The organism is Barnesiella propionica (genome assembly GCF_025567045.1).
GTDB classification, from domain to species: domain Bacteria; phylum Bacteroidota; class Bacteroidia; order Bacteroidales; family Barnesiellaceae; genus Barnesiella_B; species Barnesiella_B propionica.
In genome coordinates, this window is record NZ_JAOQJK010000003.1 from 206464 (window position 1) to 230869 (window position 24406).

The 24406-nt window shown below is 38.1% G+C and carries 16 protein-coding genes and 1 pseudogene; 10 read left to right on the forward strand and 7 right to left on the reverse strand.

Translation table 11 applies throughout. The features are described from left to right. Positions 1-75 precede the first annotated feature (75 nt). Positions 76-3522 carry a type IX secretion system sortase PorU gene (gene porU / locus OCV73_RS05605; RefSeq protein ID WP_147550138.1) on the reverse strand — a complete coding sequence of 1149 codons (3447 nt, stop codon included), beginning with the start codon at positions 3520-3522 and terminating at the stop codon, positions 76-78. A 210-nt stretch (positions 3523-3732) separates the two neighbouring features. Here porU and OCV73_RS05610 point away from each other — a divergent pair, with 210 nt between their 5' ends. Continuing rightward, positions 3733-4074: a translation initiation factor gene (locus tag OCV73_RS05610; protein ID WP_147550140.1), complete on the forward strand. Its 342-nt coding sequence runs from the start codon at positions 3733-3735 to the stop codon at positions 4072-4074. Positions 4075-4095: 21 nt separating this feature from the next. Further along, a complete protein-coding gene (locus OCV73_RS05615) occupies positions 4096-7413 on the forward strand; it encodes a UvrD-helicase domain-containing protein (RefSeq protein WP_147550142.1) in 3318 nt (1105 codons plus the stop codon). A 45-nt stretch (positions 7414-7458) separates the two neighbouring features. Here OCV73_RS05615 and OCV73_RS05620 read toward each other — a convergent pair whose 3' ends face one another. Next, the gene (locus OCV73_RS05620; RefSeq protein ID WP_147550145.1) at positions 7459-7626 is read right to left on the reverse strand and encodes a DUF362 domain-containing protein; all 168 of its coding nucleotides are present in this window, start codon (positions 7624-7626) and stop codon (positions 7459-7461) included. A 469-nt stretch (positions 7627-8095) separates the two neighbouring features. On the opposite strand from OCV73_RS05620, the gene OCV73_RS05625 reads away from it, so the two are divergent. From OCV73_RS05625 to OCV73_RS05650, 6 genes are all read left to right on the forward strand, one after another. Continuing rightward, the gene (locus tag OCV73_RS05625; protein ID WP_147550148.1) at positions 8096-10054 is read left to right on the forward strand and encodes a nucleoside-diphosphate sugar epimerase/dehydratase; all 1959 of its coding nucleotides are present in this window, start codon (positions 8096-8098) and stop codon (positions 10052-10054) included. Positions 10055-10164: 110 nt separating this feature from the next. Continuing rightward, positions 10165-10944 (forward strand): polysaccharide biosynthesis/export family protein, encoded by a 780-nt coding sequence (locus tag OCV73_RS05630; RefSeq protein ID WP_147550151.1) that lies wholly within the window; start codon positions 10165-10167, stop codon positions 10942-10944. 9 nt (positions 10945-10953) lie between these two features. Beyond that, positions 10954-13365, forward strand: coding sequence for a GumC family protein (locus tag OCV73_RS05635; RefSeq protein WP_147550153.1), 2412 nt, complete (start codon positions 10954-10956; stop codon positions 13363-13365). A 115-nt stretch (positions 13366-13480) separates the two neighbouring features. Then, entirely contained in the window at positions 13481-14188 is a 708-nt protein-coding gene (gene porT, locus OCV73_RS05640; RefSeq protein WP_147550156.1) for a type IX secretion/gliding motility protein PorT/SprT, read from the forward strand. A gap of 179 nt (positions 14189-14367) precedes the next feature. Beyond that, on the forward strand, positions 14368-15558 hold the full coding sequence (purT, locus tag OCV73_RS05645; protein ID WP_147550159.1) for a formate-dependent phosphoribosylglycinamide formyltransferase: 1191 nt from the start codon (positions 14368-14370) through the stop codon (positions 15556-15558). 397 nt (positions 15559-15955) lie between these two features. Continuing rightward, complete coding sequence (locus OCV73_RS05650) at positions 15956-18106, forward strand: leucine-rich repeat domain-containing protein (RefSeq protein ID WP_167551214.1); 2151 nt, start codon at positions 15956-15958, stop codon at positions 18104-18106. A 180-nt stretch (positions 18107-18286) separates the two neighbouring features. Here OCV73_RS05650 and OCV73_RS05655 read toward each other — a convergent pair whose 3' ends face one another. The 4 genes and pseudogenes from OCV73_RS05655 to OCV73_RS14545 form a co-directional block, all read right to left on the reverse strand. Further along, on the reverse strand, positions 18287-18640 hold the full coding sequence (locus tag OCV73_RS05655; protein ID WP_147550509.1) for a helix-turn-helix domain-containing protein: 354 nt from the start codon (positions 18638-18640) through the stop codon (positions 18287-18289). Positions 18641-18952: 312 nt separating this feature from the next. Then, entirely contained in the window at positions 18953-19534 is a 582-nt protein-coding gene (locus tag OCV73_RS05660) for a DUF3109 family protein (RefSeq protein ID WP_147550511.1), read from the reverse strand. Positions 19535-19653: 119 nt separating this feature from the next. Then, the gene (gpmI, locus tag OCV73_RS05665) at positions 19654-21168 is read right to left on the reverse strand and encodes a 2,3-bisphosphoglycerate-independent phosphoglycerate mutase (protein ID WP_147550165.1); all 1515 of its coding nucleotides are present in this window, start codon (positions 21166-21168) and stop codon (positions 19654-19656) included. Between the two features lie 83 nt (positions 21169-21251). Further along, positions 21252-21371 (reverse strand): annotated as a pseudogene (locus OCV73_RS14545) (YcxB family protein); the annotation flags it as partial. Positions 21372-21876: 505 nt separating this feature from the next. On the opposite strand from OCV73_RS14545, the gene OCV73_RS05670 reads away from it, so the two are divergent. Continuing rightward, positions 21877-22815: an EamA family transporter gene (locus OCV73_RS05670; protein ID WP_147550167.1), complete on the forward strand. Its 939-nt coding sequence runs from the start codon at positions 21877-21879 to the stop codon at positions 22813-22815. A 72-nt stretch (positions 22816-22887) separates the two neighbouring features. On the opposite strand, the gene rplS is transcribed toward OCV73_RS05670, so the two are convergent. Next, positions 22888-23235, reverse strand: a complete 348-nt coding sequence (rplS, locus tag OCV73_RS05675) for a 50S ribosomal protein L19 (protein ID WP_147550170.1) — start codon at positions 23233-23235, stop codon at positions 22888-22890. 284 nt (positions 23236-23519) lie between these two features. On the opposite strand from rplS, the gene OCV73_RS05680 reads away from it, so the two are divergent. Continuing rightward, positions 23520-24398, forward strand: a complete 879-nt coding sequence (locus tag OCV73_RS05680) for a bifunctional metallophosphatase/5'-nucleotidase (protein ID WP_262512883.1) — start codon at positions 23520-23522, stop codon at positions 24396-24398. Positions 24399-24406: the final 8 nt, after the last annotated feature.

The following is a 24406-nucleotide window of genomic DNA, read 5'->3' on the forward strand; positions in this document are numbered from 1 at the left end:
AATTTTTTCTTAAATAATTCTGTCTTTATTTCTACACTTTAGTTCATATCTGGCCAACCTGAAAAAACGGTATTATCAGGGTTTCAATACAACAAGACGTTTCGATTTTGTCGTCTCCTGTTCTTTGTCTGTAGAAACAGAGGCCCTATACAAATAAATTCCGGCTGGAACCCGCGTACCACTTTTATCATTCAAATCCCAAGTCATAGGAGTGGACTTAAACATATCCGCCCGGTTTTGTTCCTCCTTACTCCATACCTCTACTCCCATCATATTATATACGGAGACTTTAACATACAGCAAAGCATCGGGACGATTATGACGCAAATAAAAATTCGTAGAACTTTGCGCCGGATTGCAATCGGCATACAAATCGTATATCGTAGGTTTAAGACCTTTTTTAACCTTAAAATCAATAGATGCTTCAGAAGATACATTATCGGCGTCCCAGACTTTAAAGGTCAACTTATGATCGCCCTCACTCAACCCGGATAACGGATAAGAAATCGTCCCCTTTCCATATACGCCCAAAGCCGGCGTAAAATAACTACTAACATCTGAATATACGTCGCTATCGTCTATTTTTATTGTCATATTATGACCTATCGCCGCCGAAGACAAATTTATTCCGACAGGCGATTCCACCTCCGCTAACAACATCGGGGATTCATTGACCTTATCTCCATTTTGAAAGCTCTCTGAATTCAGATACATATAATTAATGGAAGGACCGTCTTCTCCATCCTCTGCCGTATCATCCATACCACCCACAATAAACCGGTCTTCACTGCCGTTCCCTTCATTTCCCCGCGAATCGTAAGTATATAAGTTAAAAAGACCTGGAGCATCAGCAAAATTGATATCCTTCGGCATCCTGAATGTCACTGTAAATTCCCCGTTCTTAACCGAATCCTGTCCCAAGTATAAACGGTTATCCCGTTCATTAAAAGTATAAGGAGTACCTTGATCGGCATTACCGTTCGTAGTAACCGACCTCTCTGTATCATACAGAGAAGTACTTATCACACCGGTATAATCTGTAGCCTTTTCTTTTTTCGGAGTTAATACTTCTCCTTTGATTGTCACCTGTGCACGGGCACTCAATATTTCCTCCGTATTCTCGATAGATGAACCATTTATTTCTGTAAGTCTCACCTGATATTCCGGATAGGCAAGTTTCAGAGCGGGATCACCCAGCAAGGAATAATTCAACTTATTACGTGTATCCAACAGAAACGAATTACCTTTCCTCTCATTTTTAGCCAGCCGGATAACATCGCCCAAACGATAATGAGTTCCGTCTTCTTTTCTGGTAAAAAGATACTTGATCAACACGCGATTCCATGCGAGGTTGGAAGAAATCCAAACTACCCGGGTAGAAGTGATAAGAGCGATCGCACCGCCATTAGGATGTAAAAACAACTCTTCTCCGGCAGTCACATCATCAGAATCAAAACGGCTGAAATCGCAAGTCGACGTTATCATAAAAGGTAAACGCTTTAAATAGAGTTGCCTGATATCGCTCATATTCAGCATATCTTCCCCCGTAAGACCTGTCGTATTACCATGTCCTATATAATTATACAAAAGTAAACCGTCGTTCAGCAACTGCATCATTTTCTTCTTCGCCTCGGGATAAGCACTCCCTTTCTTTTCAAATGCATCGATATATATTCTATTTGCAAAATAACCGTCATCTTCTTCCAATAATTGCTTTATGGCAATATCCGACTGGCTCATATGATCTGAATTATTACCATCATCAGCGACAAAACAAACCTGATTTTTCCAAGCACCATAACTTTTATTTTTTACATAAGAATACAATTTATTAACCGTATTCTTTGCCTCTTCAACCGTTTTTACCGGAAAACGCCCGATTCCTAAACGAACATAATTCGGGGAGGCTACCGGATCAAACTGGGAGTTCGTCGAACTATCATCCAGATATCCGAAATAATCGTCTGTAACATATGATTTTTCCTCATACTTTCCTTCTACGGACTGGTAAGTACATAACGCCGGATAATTATTTCGTTTCACCGTTTCGGTAATTTTCCGGTTATCATAAGAACCGTTACCGAACAACAACAAATATTTCGGCTGCTGCGATTCATCCGCCGCACGGTCATAGAACATCTTCATGAACCTACGGTAAGCTGTCGCATTCACCGCTCCGGAAGAAAACTCATTATAAATAAGCCCCTGCTCTACTACCGAAACTTTCATATTATCTTCCGTCCGGTGAAGTTCGGCTACACGTTCCGCCTGTTCCTGAAATTCGGCAGGAGTAATGATCACCATTTCCGGTATATCCATGCCATGAAGGTTTTGATTAGCCACTGTCCCGGCATATCCCGGAGACGGAAAAGAAGACGAAGTATTGAAAGCTACATATTCGCGAAGTCCCGATTCCACAGGAGTAAAACGCATTTTGCCTTCGGAAAGTGTTCCTTTTATACTCACCGGGGCACAAGGAGTCGTTACGTCCCACACATTAGTAGATTCGGTAGCACCGTCCACCACAAACTGCACGCTGCCTGCCTGAAGACCATCTGAATTACGAAAGCCCACACTTCCCCCATACAATTGAAGCTTACGTTTATAATTGAAACGAATATAATCCAAGCGAGCTAAATAAACGGTACCTCCTCCAATAAAATTCACTTTTATATTTTGCTGTTCACTGTCAACTATAAACTGATGTCGGACAGTAACCATCGTTATAAAATTATAAGCCAGATTATCCGGGCTCGTTGCCGCAATTACATTCGTAGACAATAATTTTTCATTCTGATGCAATTTAATATTACTGGACGCTGTAGTACGTGCGCCGAAAGAAACTGTCATTGACAGTGAACTATCATCTACAATACCAGGAAAGGAAAACGGGAAATTCTGAACTGCGGAAAAGCGGAAATCCTCTCCTACAAACAAACGCCCTGTTTTTCCGGGAGAGTATAATTCTTTCTCATGTAACTGGTAATCGGGATATTCTGTTATCTCCTTTTTTCCCGTTACATTTCCGGACGTTTTGGATTTTAACTCAACCAGAGGAATATCTTTATCGGTCAGAAAATAATAACCTTCATTCGTATACGTATTCTGTGAATGAACATATTCTTTAGAATCATATTTCCACGAAATCGTACCCTGAGCATAAAACAATAACTTACTATCTCCATATATAAAAGGGATTTGAGGCAGATCGTCTATGTCGTCAGAAGAAAAACTCTCAGGCAAATCCGCTCCCCCGTATCCATATATCCGTACTTTATATGGATCGGCGAACCCCCAATCTTTTAATAATTTGAAACTTATTTCATGTATGCCCGTAGATGTGACGCTTATTTTCACCCAACGTCCCGTCGCTAATACCGATTCGTTTGTATAATGCTCGGGATTTAAAGCCCTTGCCGGACAAAAAACAAATAAAACGAACAACAATAATACAATAAATCTGGACATAAAAGACACACATATCTTTCTTCCCGGTTCTTCTTCACCTCTATGTTTTTTCATATATGATTTATTCCAATTTTCCACAAAGATATAATTTTCATTCTAAAAGCATAAGGACATAATAAACTATATTATTGAAAATAACGGACAATATATATCTTTTATTGTAATTATTTTACATTCTCATTGCTCGTATAATTTGTATAATTGTATAATCTGTCCTACATTTGAAAATTAAACCACCGGAGTAAAACAAACTAATATATCAGAATGAAAAAGAACGACTGGAAAGAACGGCTGAACATCGTATATTCTACGAATCCTGATTTTTCTTTTGAACGTGAACAAGAAAATATACCAGAAACATTGCCTCCGGGCAAACAACAACTTCGTATCCAACTGGACAAACGCCACCGAAACGGAAAATCGGTAACACTCATAACAGGATTCCAGGGAAATGATGACGACCTGAAAGAACTATCTAAAATGCTGAAAACAAAATGCGGCGTAGGAGGTTCCAGCAAAGACGGAGAAATTCTTATTCAAGGTGATTTCAGGCAAAAGGTTCTGGAAATACTGCAAAATACCGGTTATAAAGCACGCATTATATAACATTCACAACACAAATGCTATATGCTGAATATTTACAGAGCTTCTGCCGGCTCGGGTAAAACCTACCAGTTAACGCTGGAATACATAAAACTATTGTTAGGATATCGTAAAGAGAACGATAACGGAACGACAGAACTGTCTCTGTATGATAAATACAAAGATGCGCACAGGCGCATCCTGGCCGTTACTTTCACCAATAAGGCCACAGAAGAGATGAAACGCCGCATCATATCGCAACTTAGCATTTTAGCTCATCATACGAACCAATCGGAATATCTCGATGAATTAATAAACATTTTTCATTGCGATGAGGAAAAAATCCGCTTTTGTGCACAGGAAACTCTATATACCTTATTACATGATTTCTCTTTCTTCAATATCAGCACTATAGATACATTCTTCCAGCAAACCTTGCGGACCTTTACCCGGGAAGTGGGATTACAAGGAGGATTCGATATAGAACTCGACAACAATTACGTTACATCGGCGGCGATAGATAAAATGTTCTCCGAATTGGACGAAGAAGAGCATAAAGAACTGCTGCAATGGCTTTTGAAATACTCCGAAGAAAAAGTAGAAGGAGGAAAGAGCTGGAATATATATGGTAAAGACAGTGATAAAGGTGATATTAAAGAACTTGCACGCGAACTGACAAAAGAGAATTATAAACTGTTCAGGGAATATATATTATCTGTGACCGCCGACAAATCTTTATTCAGAAACTATTTAAAAGAATTAAAAAAAATACGGCTGGATTTCGAGAAAAGATTACAGGACATAGGAACAACTGCTATCGGCATCATATCCGATGCCGGTTTAAAAACCTCAGATTTCAAGAACGGCGCGACCTCTGGTTGTAATTTCTTCAACAAAATGGCCGAAAAAAAATGGAACAAAAACATTGTAGAACCGCCCAAAGCACGTTTTACGTCCCTGGAAGACGAAAAGAACAACTGGTTCGTCAAAACATCTCCCCATAAAGCCGCAATACTATCCATATATCCTTCATTGAACCCCCTCGTCAAAGAGACCCTACTCCTGTTCAATACAGAATATAAAACATACATGACCGCCGTTGAAACATCCAAATACCTTTATGCGCTGGGAATACTGATCGATATAGACAAACGGATCGAGGATTACGAAAAAGAACATAACATACTCTTGTTGTCCGATACATCTGAAATATTGAACAGTATAATCAATGAAAACGATACTCCGTTTATATATGAAAAAACCGGAACTCAGATCGACCATTTCATGATCGATGAATTCCAGGACACCTCACGGCTTCAATGGAAAAATTTTGCACCACTCATTCATGAAAGTCAAAGTCACAATCGCGACAACATGATAGTAGGTGATGTAAAACAAAGTATTTACCGATGGAGAAACTCCGACTGGAAATTACTAAACAACGAACTATCCCAGGAATTTTCGCCTTCTCAACGGGTTGATAAAGTCATGGATACAAACTGGAGAAGCTGCGCGAATATTATACGATTTAATAATGCATTTTTTTATAATGCAGCATCCAGATTGCAAAATAATTTAACCGAAATTATTGACCCTAAAGAAAAAAAAATTCCTGCCATAACAGACGCGTATGCGGATATCTATCAAAATATTCCTTCTAAAAAAAGAAATAATGAAGGATATGTAGAACTGAAAATGCTCGCGGATTCCTCTGAAAATTCATATCAGGAAAATGTACTGCAACGGATACCGGATATATTAAAAGAACTGCAGGACCGAGGAAGAAAGCTCAAAGATATCGCATTCCTGGTACGAACAGGAAATCAAGGTAAACAAATCGTCGACCTGCTGTTGGATCTCAATGCAAAAAATACCGATGACAAATACCGTTTTGATGTAATATCCAATGAGTCTCTTCTATTAAAAAATGCACCCGTTATAAAATTAATTACGGGGATTTTACAATATCTTCAGAATCCAGATAACGAATTAAACTGCATTCTCGCCTTTTTCGAATATGAAATATCGAGAAAAAAGAGCACAGCAGAAACCGCTATAAAAAATTATTTCCGAAGAAAAGAACATAAAGAACCTGTTTTCGATAAAGAAGTTTCGGACAGATTAATAGTAATAAGCCAGGAACCTCTATTCGAAATGTGCGAACAAATTATTGAATTATTCACCAAAAACAGTTTAAAGTCCGAAGAAAACGTATATATACAAGCATTCCAAGATATGATACTGGAATATACGTCATCCCATCCAGCCGATCTCTACTCTTTTCTTCAATGGTGGAACCATACCGGAAGTTCACGAGCCATCAGCACGCCGGAGTCCCAAGATGCGATACAAGTCATAACGATACATAAATCTAAAGGGCTGGAATTTAAAACCGTGATCATACCTTTTTGTGATTGGAGTATTGACCACGATACGAACAAAACGAACCTGATATGGTGCCGGACACATGAAGCTCCGTTCAACGAATTACCGGTAGTCCCGTTAAAATATGGAAATAATCTGAGTTTAACACAATACGCCGAAGATTATTATCTGGAAAAACTCCATGCATACATTGACAATTTAAATCTGGCCTACGTAGCCTTCACCAGGGCACAAGAAGAATTATTTATATTCTCACCTTTTCCTGCTCCCAAAAGTACAACCATAAATATAGGGCACTTATTATACGAATGCATTTTTTCCGGCAACACCAACTGCCGCTCACAAGCAACTCAAGCACTGATAACACTAAAAGACTATATAACCGAACAAGAAGATGACGTCATTACCCTCACTTTAGGAGAAAAAATATCTCTCGCTCCCCATCCTGCCGAAAAACAAATAAAAGAAAATAAGCTTCCTGAATACTTGACAATTCTTCCCGGCAAAAGATTACACCTGAGATTACAAGGAAAAAGTCTTTTCCAGGGACAAAATATCCGGGAATACGGGACGCTGATGCATGAATTACTCAGTTCCATTCATTCACATGAAGATATCGGAGAAGTTGTAGACCGGTACACATTATCAGGAATCCTGTCAAAAGAGCAAGCAATAAATGTGAAAAAACAAATTTTTCAATGGATATCATCTCCCGAAGTTTCAGAATGGTTCGATCCCCGAAAAGAAATATTGACAGAAACAGGCATCTTACAGAAAGAAGGCAGTTTCTACCGGCCCGACAGGGTTATAATCGGGAATGATAAGGTCACAGTCATTGACTATAAATTCGGTCAATCGGAAAATTCAAAATATATGAAACAAATCCGCAATTATATAGACCTGATAAAAAAAATAGGCTATCCGCAAGTCGAAGGAATTATATGGTATCCCGAATCGGGTAAACTTATACGGACATGAAAAAGGCGCATTCAATGAATGCGCCTTTTCTATTTTTCAACCCGATTATGCTTCGTGGATTGCTTCCTGAGGACATACCGATGCGCAAGAACCGCAATCAATACATTTGTTAGGATCAATTGAATAAATATCGCCTTCAGAAATTGCATCCTGAGGACATTCGCTGATGCATGATCCGCATGCAACGCAGTCATCTGTAATTACGTAAGCCATTGTTTAAAATTTTAAGTGTTATATTTAGTTCTTATATTGTAGCGCAAAAATAATAGTTTTCTTTTTACAAAGAAATAAAAGCTGCTATTTTCTCATAAATTATAACTCTATTGATCCCATACAAAACTATTTTTCTTTTTTATTTCATATTCTTTATATTTATATTTTTCTATATAACAAGATGTAAAAAAAAGCTATAATTTGCAAGTTCTGTAAACTTTAAAAACCAACCTCCAAAAAAAAATACATTTAATATATATAGTATTAGAATTTTCATTATTTTTGCAACGAAGTTTATAAAGCGTTTTTTATTATTTTATAAAGAGGTTGCATTATCAGTGGCGACATTGATTTTCTTATATATACAAAACTAAAACAGGAATTCTGTATAAAGTGTTTACATATAAGTCTTGGTAAAGATGAAAAATGTAACATATAGTAATTTTGATTAATTAAAAGAAATAAGAACATGGCTCTTAAAAATTATTTCTCTAAGTTTATTGCCCACAGATACTTAAATCGTTGGATTATTTTATTCGTAGACATATTTCTATCGTTATTAAGTACATTATCCGCTTACCTGCTTATCACTTATGTTGCCGGAAACATTATCCCGCATAAATACATTTTCGGCATTATGGGATTGTCTATATTATGTAGCCTGCTTTCTTTTCTCTTCTGGAGAACATATCGCAGTATAATAAGGCACAGCACTTTTAAGGAGATATGGAAAACAGCCATATCCTTATTCACCAAAGACCTGCTCTTTTTTATAGTTGCCGTTTATTCAGTCAGCAGCATATCATATCATTGGATAATATTATTTGCTATAATAGATTTTATGATATCCCTGTTCCTGCTTTTGGGACTTCGGGTAGGGCTTATAGCACTATATGATTTCGTCATTTCTCATTCTTCAAATCATCCGCGGCAAAAGAGGATTTTGATATTCGGGACCGACAATGAAGCCGCCAGCATAGCCTCAGGATTCAGACACTCTCCCATCCAGGGATATACGATCGCCGGTTTTTTGAATACCGACGGCAAAACATCCGCTCTCAACATCTCGGGCTTCAATGTTTATCAAGCGAATGACGCCGACTCTTTCAAACGGCTAATAAAAGGACAAAACATACAAGCTATACTTTTCTCAAGCAACAAAGTAGCAAGAAATGAAAAAGAACATATTCTAAGCTATTGCAAAGAACTCAAAATACAGGTATTGGTTGTTCCCGAACTGGACGAACTTAAAACGGGAAAAAACGTAACTCACAACATTCGGGAAATACGTATCGAAGACCTTCTGGGACGTGAAGAAATAAAAGTCACTATGGAGGAAATAATCTCCAATTTCAAAGATAAAACCGTCATGGTAACGGGAGCTGCAGGTTCTATCGGAAGCGAATTATGCCGTCAGTTAGCCACATTTGGCATAAAAAAACTTATTCTCTTCGATTCAGCCGAAACGCCAATGCATACATTTCGCCTGGAATTGGAAGAAAAATATCCCGAGCTCAATTTTGTCCCTTGTATCGGTGACGTACGCCTCCTCGCACGAGTCGATTTTGCTTACCGTAAATATCGTCCTGACATCGTATTTCACGCTGCCGCCTATAAACACGTCCCTTTAATGGAAGAAAACCCCTGCGAAGCCATTCGGGTAAATGTTCATGGCACACGCAACGTAGCCGACCTCGCTGTAAAATACGGAGTAAAACGCTTCATTATGGTTTCCACAGATAAAGCCGTTAATCCGTCCAACATTATGGGAGCATCTAAACGTTTGGCTGAAATATATATACAAAGTCTTAGCATTGCAATAGGAGAAGGAAAAATCGAAGGTGAGACCAAATTCATTACAACACGTTTCGGTAATGTATTAGGAAGCAACGGATCTGTCATTCCTCGCTTCCGGGCACAAATAAATGAAGGAGGCCCTGTTACTGTAACCCATCCTGATATTATTCGATATTTTATGACCATTCCCGAAGCGTGCCGCCTGGTTATGGAAGCCGCCACCATGGGAAAAGGTGCGGAGATATTTATTTTTGAAATGGGAGAGCCCGTTAAAATAGCCGATATGGCACGCCGTATGATAGAACTGGCCGGATTCGAACCCGATATCGACATCAAAATAAAATATACAGGACTGCGCCCGGGTGAAAAATTATATGAAGAATTACTGAGCGATGAAGAAAATACAAAACCGACGCGCCATCCTAAGATACGGATTGCACACGTACGTGAATATGATTATCCCATCGTTTCAAAAGAAATAGAAATTGTAGAAGAATATGCAAGAATAGTCAATATTCCGGCAACAGTCCGCAAAATGAAAGAAATTGTTCCCGAATTTAAATCAAGAAATTCAGTCTATGAACAATATGATAAAAAAGAAGAAAAGGCCGAAATTGTGAATAATCATTAAAAACTGCCCTTAACCTTGCTATCATTTTAAAAACATGCGTTAATTTCATGAGCTTTTAGCGATATTGTTAAAAGAAACTTTGTTATGACTAAAATTAAAATGCCGAAGATATGAAATCATACCTATATGTAATCGGTTTATTTTTGCTGATTACGACAGCATGCAATTCCTCAAAAAAAGTAATATACCTGCAAAACGGGGATACAATGAAAATTGAAGAAATAGTTCCTCAAGAAATTCACATACAACAAAACGATCTGTTAGGAATTACAGTAAACAGTAAAAATGCAGAATTGGCACTTCCTTTCAATATGCCGACTGTTGCTTATCAGGCAGGCACAAACGGAAATGTATCCGGGACTCAGGCCCTACAAGGGTATCTGGTAGACGAACAGGGAAATATAAATTTTCCGATACTGGGCACTATTCATGTAGAAGGTCTCACCCGTAGCCAGCTGACGCATTTATTGGAACAAAAGCTAAAAAACGGGAACTACATAAAAGACCCGGTAGTCACTGTAAAGTTCCTCAATTTTAAAATATCGGTAATTGGAGAAGTAAACCAACCCGGCTCTTTCCCTATCTCCAATGAAAGAGTAACCATACTCGACGCCTTAAGTATGGCAGGAGATCTAACAATTTATGGGAAACGCGACCGTGTTGCAGTAATAAGAGAAATTGACGGCAAACGGTCCATTACCTATAACGATTTGAGAAATACCGATCTGTTTAAGTCCCCCACTTATTATTTACAACAAAACGACGTTATATACGTAGAGCCGAATAGCAGAAAAGCAGAACAACAAAACATCAACCAAAATAACAGTATTGGGGTATGGATATCCATACTTTCATTCTTAACAACACTAGGAATTCTCATTTTTAAATAACTTCCAACCATGAGCGAACAAAATATAAATCAACCTCAACAAAACGCACCGGCTGAAGAAGAAATAAATCTGCGCGACATACTCGATCTGCTGATCTCCCAATGGAAATGGTTTGCACTGTCGATCTGTATTTGTTTGGGAATAGCCTTTTTATATTTGAAGCAAGCCACCCCCATTTATACCCGTACAGCCTCTGTAATGATTAAGGACGACCGACGGGGAGGCGCTATCACCGAATCTGCAGCATTTCAGGAGTTGGGAGCATTTAATATCAAAAGCAACGTAGATAACGAAATACTTCTTTTCGAATCGAAAAGATTAATGGAAGAAGTCGTCCGTCTATTAAAATTAGACGTCAATTATACCGAAGATATGGGATTACAGACAATAGATTTATACCGTAATACTCCTATTGAAGTATCTTTTGTAGATGACGATGATAAAAGCTACTCCGGATTCACAGCCAAAAAGAAAGGAAAAGAAATCTATCTGTCCGATCTCCGTACGTCAGCACAAGTATCCGACATAGACCGTGATTTAACAATCAAAGCATCTCTTTATGATACAATATCCACTCCCATCGGAAAATTGGTTATCAAACCCACTCCTTACTTCGACTCCTGGAAAAATGAAATAAGAATAAGCAAAAACCCCGTAAAAGCAGTCGCCGCGTCTTACAAAGGAAGAATGAATGTTTCCCTTATTGGCAAGACGACCAGCTCCGTCTCCATTACCTTACAAGATCCGAATCCCAAGCGGGCTGAAGATGTCATAAACACACTCATAGACGTTTACAACCTGGACGGCACGAATGACAAAAAAAAGGTGGCTGAAAGTACGGCAAATTTCATTGACGAGCGCTTGCTTATCATCGGCAAAGAACTCGGAGAAGTAGATAGTGAGATAGCCAACTTTAAAAGTACAAACAAACTTACGGATATTTCCTCCGAGGCACAATCTCAATTACAACAAAGTTCCGCGTTTAAGAAAGAGGGACTTAGTCTGGAAAATCAAATAAATCTGGCTTTATTTATAAAAGAGTATCTGTCCGACGAAAAACATGTCTCAGAACTTTTACCTGCAAATACGGGTGTTGCCGATTTGGGAATTAACGAACAAATAAAAGAATATAACACCCTTTTATTAAACAGAGACAGACTGATAGCCAATTCCGGAAATAACAGCCCTGTCGTTCAGGATTTAAATAGCTCATTGGTTTCAATGCGCAAGAGCTTATTGCGGTCTGTAGACAATCTACTGGCATCACTGAAAATTTCTATGGAACAAATCCGGGAACAAGAAAACCGTACGATGAACCGTATCGCATCCGTACCTTCCCAGGAAAAAGCTGTTATCAGTATTACGCGTCAGCAAAAAATCAAAGAAGAATTATACCTTTATCTGTTAAATAAACGGGAAGAAAATGCCCTGAGCATGGCTATTACAGAGAACAACGCCCGTATTATAGACGAAGCCGCTGGCAGTAACACGCCTATTGCCCCTAAAAAAGCTGTTGTTCTGTTAGCTGCGTTAATCATAGGATGTATTATTCCTGCCGCTATTATCTATTTACGTATCATTCTCAACAATACAGTCCGTTCCCGAAAAGATATAGAAGATAAACTATCCGTACCGTTTCTGGGAGAAGTACCTATGGCAGATGGTTCTTCCGATGACAATATAGTTGTAAAAGAAAACGGCATAGACAGTACATCGGAAGCATTCCGTATTATCCGTACCAATATGGAATTCATGAAGATGTCCCATGATATGAAAGTTATTCAGTTTACTTCGGCCAATCCGGGTTCAGGTAAAACATTCGTAGCGTCGAACCTAGCCATGACATTAGCTTTATCTTCCAAAAAAGTCGTCATAATCGACCTCGATTTACGTAAAAGGACTCTGAGTAAATCTTTAAAAAGCAGTAAAAACGGTATAACCAGTTATCTTTCAGGACAAGCCAGCATTAATGATATTCTCCATAAGGGCGAGCACGAGAATCTTTACGTAATTAACGCAGGGCCTTTGCCTCCGAATCCGGCAGAACTTCTACTAAGTAAAAAACTGGAAGATCTTATTGCCGAACTCAAAACGCAATTCGAATATATAATTCTGGATAACGTACCATCTACAATGGTTGCCGATGCCGCTATAGTAAATAGAGTAAGTGATCTGACCATATATGTTATTCGTCAAGGACTTATGGATCGACGTCAGCTTCCTGAAATAGAAAGATTATATACTGAGCACAAATTTACCAATATGTGCATCATACTGAACGGAATCAAATTCGGCCGTACGGGATATGGATACGGTTACGGGTATGGGTACGGATATGGTTACGGGTATGGATACGGATATGGAAACGAACACCAACATAAGAAAAAAGGATTATTTTCCTTTCTCAAAAGGAAAAAATAATAACCGATTAAAAAATGCCGTTAATTCTAAAGAACGGCATTTTTTATTGGCAGCATTTAAATTAAGCGCAATAATTCAAACTTCGAACCGTTCTATTGTTAGTAACTTATATACAATGAATGTATCCCGATATACTGTTTTAATTCTGACGGTACTATTGCCGTTTTGTACTTTTGCCCAGAATAGGAAAGTGCAGAATTTGCCATACGCCGATTTAAAACGCATTCATCTGGGATTTTCAGTAGGAACTCACATACAAGACCTCACATTCACACATTCCGGGAATATGAATGGGAACGGAGAAGTCTGGTTCATGGAAGTACCCGAATTCTCTCCGGGATTTTCTGTAAACCTTACCGGAGACCTGTATTTGTGTGATCATTTAAACCTTCGGTTTACACCAGGTATGTATTTCGGCAACAAGACCGTCAAAATGAGAGAAGAAACATCCGGCGAATATGTTATTCAGGACATAAAATCTAATTATGTAGTTTTACCTGTGGATATAAAATTCAGCTCCAAACGATATAACAATTACAGACCTTACCTGACAGGAGGTATCATGGGAACATTCGATGTTTCGAAAAAACGGAGTGAATACCTGAAGCTCAATACATTTGACTTTTATTTGAGCATAGGATTCGGATGTGACTTATACCTTCCATTCTTTAAACTTATTCCTGAACTGAAATTTTGTTTCGGCCTCACCGATGTGATCAATCATAAGCGGAAAGACCTGACAGACCCGCTAAATATAAAATATACAGATGCCTTAAAAAAGGCCGCCTCCAATATGGTTGTCCTTACTTTCTATTTCGAATAACCATATTTTTAGACATCGCTTTATCATATTTCTCCGGCATAAAAAACAAATATCGGCTTATGTGTAACGAAATTGCTCTTTGACAAAAAGAGCTAAAAAAACTTTCCCGCATAAACAATACGAATTTTTATATTTTCAAGTATATTTGTTGGATATTATTAATTCTTCCCAAACGAAATATGGCAAAAATAGGATCAGTCTTGACAAGTGTCGGAAAAAAAGCTCTGTTATGCGGTTCCGGCGAATTAGGTAAAGAAGTAGCTATCGAGTTGCAACGTTACGGAGTAGAGGTGATAGCCCTCGATAAATACCCCCATGCACCAGCTATGCAAATAGCCCACCGCAATTACGTAATTTCTATGCTGGACGGTAAAAAATTACGGGAAATTATTGAAAAAGAACATCCGGACCATATCATCCCGGAAGTAGAAGCTATTGCTACCGACACATTGGTCGCCTTGGAAAAAGAAGGATTTTCTGTATCACCAACAGCCCGGGCTGCATATCTCACCATGAACCGGGAAGGCATACGCAGATTAGCTGCCGAAGAATTAAAAATACCCACATCCCCTTATCGTTTCGCATCCACACGCGAAGAATTTGAAGAGGCCGTCAGGACCGTAGGAATTCCATGTGTTGTAAAGCCCATCATGAGTTCATCGGGGCACGGCCAAAGCGTTATACGTTCTACCGAAGACATTGATAATTCCTGGCATTATGCACAAGAAGGAGGACGAGCCGGAGCCGGCCGTGTTATCGTAGAAGGATTCGTAAAATTCGACTACGAGATCACGTTACTTACAGTAAGGCATTCTGCCGGAACCTCATTTCTCAAACCTATTGGTCATATTCAGGTTGACGGAGATTACCGGGAGTCCTGGCAACCGCAGGCGATGTCTCCTATAGCATTAAAAAAAGCACAGGAAATTGCAAAAAAAGTAACGGATGCCTTGGGAGGATTCGGAATTTTCGGAGTCGAACTTTTTATACAAGGAGAAGATGTCTTGTTCAGTGAAGTTTCTCCACGACCCCATGATACAGGAATGGTTACAATGATCTCACAAGATCAATCAGAGTTTGCATTACATGCAAAAGCCATACTCGGATTACCAGTACCGGGAATACGTTTCTACGGCCCCTCTGCTTCACGGGCAATTGTTATTGAAGGAGATACGGATAAAGTAGAGTTTGATAACCTGGAAAATGTCTTGAGCGAAGAAGATGTACAAATTCGTATATTTGGAAAGCCGGAAGTAACAGGACACCGTAGATTCGGTGTTATTCTTGCTTTAGCAGACACAGTAGAAAACGCCCGGGCAAAGGCGGATAGAGCCTACAAAAAATTAAAGATAAATATTTTACCCCGATAATTAATTTTATAATTCCGGAAAAGGATAGACTGGTAAATAAAATATCAGGTATATCCTTTTCATTTATTCTGTCAATCTATAACGGCATTGCCAGCTTAAGTATAGCCCGCAATATACGTTATATTAAAAAACACATAAAATTCCAGATATATAATCTCTATCATTTTTCCTTCAAAGAATCCAAATGTAAAATAACCTCCAGAACGTAAAATCAGGGAATAATATATATAATTAAAACATATTTATCTCATTTTCAAATTAATAAAAAGGGTATTTTAACACAAAAATAATATCGGAATCTTTAAATTTACAAATTCAAATAATTATTCATTTTTTTAATTCAGGTATCATGCGTACATTATCAATTTCAGGTATAATATTTATACTTCTTTTCTCAATGCATCAACAGATATATGCAAATGAAATTCCGGCAATAACCATACAAATGGATGAAGCCGGCACATTACCATCAAAAATCCCGGCGGATAAAAAGGACCTGATCACAGATCTCACTATTACAGGACCCATAAACGGAACCGACATTCGGTTTATCCGTGAAATGATCGGTAAAGATAAAGAAGACCATAATACATCCGGAAAACTCACAAGGCTAAACTTATCAAACGCCCGAATAGTAGAGGGTGGAAACTATTACGTTGTTTTCGGGCTTAATTTCGGTGACGGTGAGTATTATGAGACATCAGATGACGTCATCGGCGGATATATGTTTTATTATTGCAAACAACTAACCGAACTGATTTTACCGGAAAGTATAAAAGCTATCGCACCCCACGCATTTGAATCCTGCACAGGACTAAAATCTATAATTATTCCTCCCGGAGTAAAAAAAATACAAAAAGCAGTTTTCACCCGTTGTTCAAATATGACTACAATTTCCCTGCCACAAAATCTGGAAGAACTGGGAGAAAGTGCTTTTTCTTACTGTAATAGTTTAACCTCAATATCCATTCCGGGAGGAATTAAAATCTTGAAGAAAGAAACATTCAGCGGTTGTAACAGCTTGGAGAGTATATCCATCCCCGACAATATTATTACGCTCGAAACATCTGTCTTCAATGACTGTTCAGCATTGAGAACCATAGAAATAGGAAATAATGTCACGACTATTGAACCTGCCAATCAATTTTGTGGGTTAGAAAATCTGACCCAATTTATCGTAAAAGGAGGAAACACCAGTTATTGTTCCATAGATGGTGTTCTGTTCTCAAAAGACAAAAAAACACTTATAACTTATCCTGCTGCACACTCTACTGAATATACTATTCCCAACAGCGTTACAACTATTGCCGAAACAGCCTTTTTAAACTCTTCTAAACTAAAATCTGTTACGATTCCGAACAGTGTTGAAAATATCCAGAATCAAGCATTTATGGAATGCAGCGGTTTAGTGACGTTAAACATACCGGACCATGTAAAGACCATCGGAGATTATACATTCTCCGGATGTACCAATTTAACTTCGGTAAATGTCCCGAATAGCGTATCGGATTTAGGAGAAGGCGCTTTTTACAATTGTTCAGAATTAGCTTCCGTAACTTTCGGTAGTAGTATATCTTCCCTCAAAGAGTATCTTTTCCGGAATTGTGCAAAATTAACTGCATTGATCATTCCTCAAAACATAAAAACAATCAGTAACAGCGCTTTTTCTGGTTGTTTAGGCCTGCAAGAGATACATTGTTTAAGTTCTGTACCTCCCGTCGTAAATGAATATTTTTATTTAATTCCCCAGAACATAAAACTTTATGTTCCTAAAGGATCATATCCATCCTATTGGCTTGCCAGAGGTTGGGAAAAAATGGATATTGTTGAAGAAGAACAAGGAGATTATGACATCCATTTCCGTGTATCTGTTTCCACAAACCGCGGAGGCACTATTCTGATTGGTGACCAGACAGTAAGCTCTGCAAACATAAAAAAAGGAGAAGCCGTTTCAATAAAAATCGTCCCCGACAAGGAGCATGAAATTGACCGGGTAATATTAAACGGAAAAAATATTACTGCCGAAATAAAAAATCAGACTTACACCCTATCGTCCATTAATGAAGATCTTGCATTCAACATTATGTTCAGGGAACTCCCAGTCTATCTTTTCTTTCAACATGCCGATAACGGACAAATAAAACAGATCGTTCAAAAAGGAGATTCATATTCCTATCAAATCATCCCGGCCGAAAACTGGCGTATACATAGCGTTACCTTTAACGGAAATATCGTTACGGATGAACTTACTGAAGACAATATTTTTACAACTCCTTCCATAAGCGAAAATTCATATTTAAACGTTACATTTGAAAATACCGGCGGAACCGCTCATATTCCTGCATATAGCGATATGAAAGTTTATTCTGCCTACGGTAAATTAATCATCGAGAATCTTCACATCAATGATAAAATATCAATTTACAACGAGTCAGGTATATTGATAAAGAAATTCTCGGCAATTCGGGAAAAAGAAGAAATAAAATTGCCTGCCCATCAGATATATATGATTAAAGGAAACGGTAAAGCCATAAAAGTCATACTATAAATAAAGATAACGATATAAATGCCAGAACACGGTTAAAAACCGATCAGGAACATTTAGTACATAAAAAACTCGTCTAAATTAGACGAGTTTTTTATTATGATTATTTTATAACGACAATTTACTATATACACATTATGTATTAAAAAAACACTTTCGAACTTCGGAATCTTATCTTACACCTCATTTTTTATTCGTAAATGCCTGCTTTATTTTATCTTTTAATCTTAGCCGTTCAATATCTTCCTCATCCAATTCCATCTCGATCATTACCTTCGTTTTAGCCTTCTTGCCAGCAAAATTTGTCTTATCAGAATTTATCTGATTCTTACGAATCGAATATAACTGGGCAAAATCATAATCCAAAGCCAAAGAAACTTTATACAAAGTATCGGTATCTATACTTTTGCGAGTCAGCATATAATCAATACTTTGAGGTTTAACAAACAATCTTCTGGCAAGTTCTGCTTTTGTTACCTGCCTTTCTATCATTTTTCTTTTTATAATCTCACCTATATATATATTACTCAATTCCATCATATAAAAATACGACAAATAAGTGAGATAAAAGTTGAGTAAAAACACAGATTATCTGAATACGATTCAAATATTTTCAAAATTTGTTTGCATTTATAAGATATATTTTTATATCTTTGCAATTCATTCCAATGAATGAATTATATATCTGAAATCCTACTGAATTAGGAAAAAACGCCTGACAGAGACTGTCATGCACACAACTTATTTTATACCCAAAGAGGCCTATTGTTGTGAAACAAAGGGCCTCATTTTTATTTAAAAAATATCTTAATATTTTTATTGTTGAATTATTTTCTCTGATACGACAGTTTATTTACCGTATTCCTCTAAATAAACATCAGCAGCTTCGGCCAATTCATCATACCAGCTTTTACCAAACTTACGAATAAGCGGCTCTTTCAAAAACTCGTATACTCTTATCTTTTCCTGTCTTCCGAGAACTTCCGCAGCTTTACATATTTTCCATCGGTTATAATTAACGGCTGTAAAATCTGCATAACGTTTACAACGGATCGGATAAAGATGGCAGGATATAGGTTTATAAAAATCTATTTTACCTTCCTTATAAGCTTTTTCGATAGCACATTTGCACACTCCATCCGGTTCGTAACAAGTAAAAACACAATCTTTACCATTGACGATAGAGGTAACCAGATCTCCTTCTTCATCAATATAGGCTACGCCCTGTTTTTCAATGACAGCTTTTGCTGCCGGTGTAAGATCATCCCAAATAACGGGAAGTATCTCCTGTATCTTTCTGCGCTCATCTTCTCCCAAAGGAGCACCGGCATCCCCTTCGATACAGCATGCACCCAAACATTTTTCCAGATTACAGATAAAAAAACGTTCGATAACGTCCAAGCTCACAAGAGTATCTTTGATTTGCAACATGAATTCTTCAGATGTAGTTTCCACAAATATATCATTTCTAAAAAGATTATACAATGATGAGAAGAAAAAACAAGGCTGCCGAACGACAGCCTTGTTATCTCCGGCATACTGCCCGTCTTCTATTTTATAAGATTCTTCCCTGTCATTTCAGAAGGCTGATCCATTCCCATAATATGCAATACCGAAGGGGCTACATCTGCCAAGATGCCGTCAGATATCCGGGCATCTTTATTTTCGGTCACATATACACAAGGAACCGGATTCAAAGAGTGAGCCGTATTCGGCGTACCGTCTGCATTTACAGCATTGTCCGCATTACCATGATCAGCTATAATAATAACTTCATACCCGTTTGCTTTCGCAGCTTCCACCGTATCTTTCACACAAGCATCTACAGCAACAACTGCTTTCTCAATAGCTTCATAAACTCCGGTGTGACCTACCATATCTCCATTAGCATAATTCACTACGATAAAGTCATATTTATTCTCATTTATAGCAGCAACTAATTTATCTTTTACTTCGTATGCACTCATTTCCGGTTTTAAATCATACGTAGCGACTTTAGGAGAAGCAACCAAAATACGTTCTTCTCCCTCATAAGGAGTTTCACGGCCACCGTTAAAGAAGAAGGTCACATGAGCATATTTTTCTGTTTCTGCTATATGCAACTGTGACTTTTTCTCTTTCGAAAGATATTCGCCTAATGTATTTTGAACATTCTCTTTATCGAAAAGAATATGAACACCTTTAAAAGATGCATCATAAGGAGTCATACAATAGTATTGCAATCCGGGAATCGTATGCATCCCCGCATCCGGCATATCCTGCTGCGTAAGAACAATAGTCAGCTCTTTAGCCCTGTCGTTACGGTAATTAAAAAATATAACTACATCACCTTCTTTGATAGTTCCGTCGAAGCCGGCATTGACTATCGGTTTCACAAACTCGTCCGTAACCCCGGCATCATAAGAATCCTGCATAGCTTTTACCATATCGGAAGCAGCAGTACCCTTACCGTTAACAAGAAGGTCATAAGCTTCTTTTACACGTTCCCAGCGTTTATCCCGGTCCATTGCATAATAACGGCCTATAATAGAAGCTATTTTACCCGTTGATTTGGCGCAATAGGCTTCCAATTCTTCTATAAACCCTTTTCCACTTTTCGGATCGGTATCACGACCATCCATAAAACAATGGATGAAAGCGTTTTCCAGACCATATTCCTTGGCAATATCACATAATTTAAACAAATGATCTAAAGAGCTGTGTACCCCTCCGTCCGAAGTCAGTCCCATAAAATGTATGTTCTTTCCCTTTTCTTTCGCATAGGAAAAAGCCGATACAATCTCCTTATTTTTTAAAATCGAATTATCAGCACAAGCCTTGTTTATCTTAACCAGGTCCTGATATACGACACGTCCCGCACCTATATTCAGGTGACCTACTTCGGAGTTTCCCATCTGGCCGTCGGGCAATCCTACATTCTCCCCACTCGCCTGTAGCTGGGAATTGGGATATGTTTTCAAAAGGTAATCCCAATAAGGAGTAGAAGTATTAAATATAACATCCGATTCGGAATGGTTACCTATTCCCCATCCGTCAAGAATCATTAAAAGTGCTTTTTTACCCATAATCTTTAAATTTAATATATCATTATTTTTTGTGTTTCACTTTACATATAAAATCATCACCCGTTTACCCCTTAATAAAAAGGCTAAAGAGGCCTGACGTTTCCCCGTAAAAATTCCTCTTTGAAAATAATATAAGCGAACATTTTATTGAGATATAAATAAAAATATTTACCTGTTTCATATATCTTACTCAGATTTTTGTACTTCTCTTGTACTAAAACCCCGCCACCGGAAACCGTTAAAAACCTTCATAAAAATAATATTCCTTATACACAGGAAAAGCCCCGCCTTCACACATTTTCAAAAAATATTCAGGAGAAAGCCTTCGTGATTTCCACATCCCGTGAAAAGAAAATACCAACAATGAAAAAAATGCCTCATTGTGTTCAACAAACTTCCTTCGTCCTGTAGGATAGACAGAACAACCAAGACTAACAATGAAGAATATACACAAGCCATAAACCTTTCATCACCTTACACCGGCGAGAATGAAACCTTCTAAATTCCCGATAAACTTCTTCATTCAAAAGGGTGGGCATTAACAAACAGCTTCTCCATAAATATTACTTCAACATATCAATACCATTCAGCATTGACGGCACAAAGGTAAGAAAAAAAGTAATAAAATATCTTGATTCAGGAAACCGTAAGTAAAAGAAAAAAATAGAATTAACTATCTTTGCAGGCCAAAATGAAAATTATAATTACATGAAATCTATCAAAGGATTATTGTTTGCTATTGTCTCCTCTGCCACATTCGGTCTCATTCCTTTATTCGCTATCCCCGCCATTCAGGCAGGCGTAGCCCTCAATTCCGTTTTATTCTATCGTTTCTTTATTTCCGCCGCTGTTGTAGGCGTAATCCTCCTTTTCAGAAAAACCGACTTACGCATCACACTAAAAGAATTTATCACGGTATTTATTTTAGGATTTTTCTACGCCGGCACAGCCTTATTACTGACCGAAGCATATTTTTACATACCAAGTGGAGTAGCAACCACCATACATTTTCTGTATCCGGTCGTCGTTACCCTTATTATGATATTATTTTTTAAAGATAAGGCTTCCGTCCCGGTAATAATTGCAACAGCATTAGCCGTCACAGGGGTCTATCTGTTAAGTAGAGGAGAGGGAAGCGGTTCTGTCCATATGACAGGAATTATCCTGGCACTCATAACCGTTATCATGTATGCATTTTACATCATAGGGGTTAATAAATCATGCGTTAATAAAATGGACGGACTAAAAATGACCTTTTATGTTCTTTTTTCATGTGCTGTCATATTCCTCATCAACGCAGTCATACGGGATGGATTTATATCGGGCATACCTTCGGCAAAAGCATGGGCCGATATTATTCTGCTGGCTTTAATTCCCACTCTCGTATCCGATTTCACTTTAATACTGGCCGTACAGCGCATAGGTTCCACCACAACGGCCGTACTCGGATGCATGGAACCGGTAACCGCCGTAAGTATGGGAGTGCTCTTCTTGCACGAACCATGTGGAATTCCGCAGTTTACAGGTATTGCAATCACACTGGTCGCCGTAACGACTGTCATTATAGCCAGTAATCCGCAAGCCTTTAAAAATGGTATAAAGCTGTTTCCCGCTCTTATACCAGTCAGAAAAAAATTACCGAAGTAAAAAACATTCTTACAAAATAAAAACCGCAACAGAAAATCTGTTACGGTTTTTATATAGCCTTCGGAGCAGAGATTAGACTCTCTTTTCTTTGATACGGGCTTTTTTACCGGTAAGCGCACGTAAATAGTACAATTTAGCACGACGTACTTTACCAACTTTATTTACAGTAATGCTTTCGATGAAAGGAGATTCGATGGGAAAAATTCTTTCCACCCCGATATTCTCAGACATCTTACGTACCGTAAAACGCTTTTTATCACCGTGTCCGGATATACGGATAACAACACCGCGATACTGCTGTATACGTTCTTTATTACCCTCCTTGATACGGTATGCAACAGTAACAGTATCACCACTCTTAAACGAGGGATGTTCTTTACCTGTTGCGAATGCTTCTTCTGCAATCTTAACTAAATCCATTTTTAATAGCTATTTAAAATGTTCATAATGAAACGTAATATAACAGGCAACTTGTCCTGCCAGAGATTACGAAAAGCGGTGCAAAGTAACAATTTTTTTCAGTAATAAACAAGCATAATACTTTTATTTTTAATAACAAATGCAACAATACCTTCCTTGCAACAATCCTGTAATAAAATAACGTTAATAAACTAAAGCGACTTCCCGATTCCGGCAAAATTCGTTATTTTCGCGTAAATATAACGGTGAAAACGGGCATTATCATACCAAAAACACATTGACTTATGAAAAATATCTATCTTTCTCTTCTTCTTTTATTTTGCTACGGAACAAGCTGTATGCTGGCCGCGCAAAAATATCCGGACAAAATAGTCATACTGCACACCAACGACACACATAGCCAGATAGAACCATTACCGCCGAGTGATAAAAAAGCACCGGATATGGGTGGCGTCGTACGGAGAAAAGCATTGATAGACAGCGTAAGGCAAGCCGAAAAAAATGTTTTGCTGGTCGATGCCGGTGATGTATTACAGGGAACGCCCTATTTCACTATTTATAAAGGAGAAGTGGAAATGATGACCATGAACCGGATGGGATATGATGCGGGAACTTTGGGAAACCATGAATTCGACAACGGTATCGACTCCCTCGCTTCATTATTGAAAAAAGCAAATTACGATATTATTTCCTCAAACTATGACGTATCAGGGACGCCGTTGGAAGGAATAATCAAACCTTATATTATAAAAGAAATAGGCGGATTAAAAATAGGTATTTTAGCACTTACAGTAGATCCGGAGAACCTGATTTCAAAAAAGAATTACGATGGCATTAAATTTATTGATCCCATTGAAAGTGCAAACCGCACTGCTTCCAAACTAAAAAAAGAAGGAGCCGACATAATAGTGGCGCTTTCCCATTTAGGCTATGTACCGGAAGAAGGTTCCGGCCGGGTCAAAGACCCTGACATAGCAGCAAACAGTACAGACATAGACATTATTATCGGAGGGCATTCGCACACAGTTATCAATCCAGACGATCCCGATAATCCGTATCCATATAAAGTCGCCAATAAAAACGGCAAGGAAGTTATTATATCACAAACAGGAAAAAGCGGAGCCTATGTCGGCTGCATTACCATACCTTTCACTAAAGAATAAAAATAACC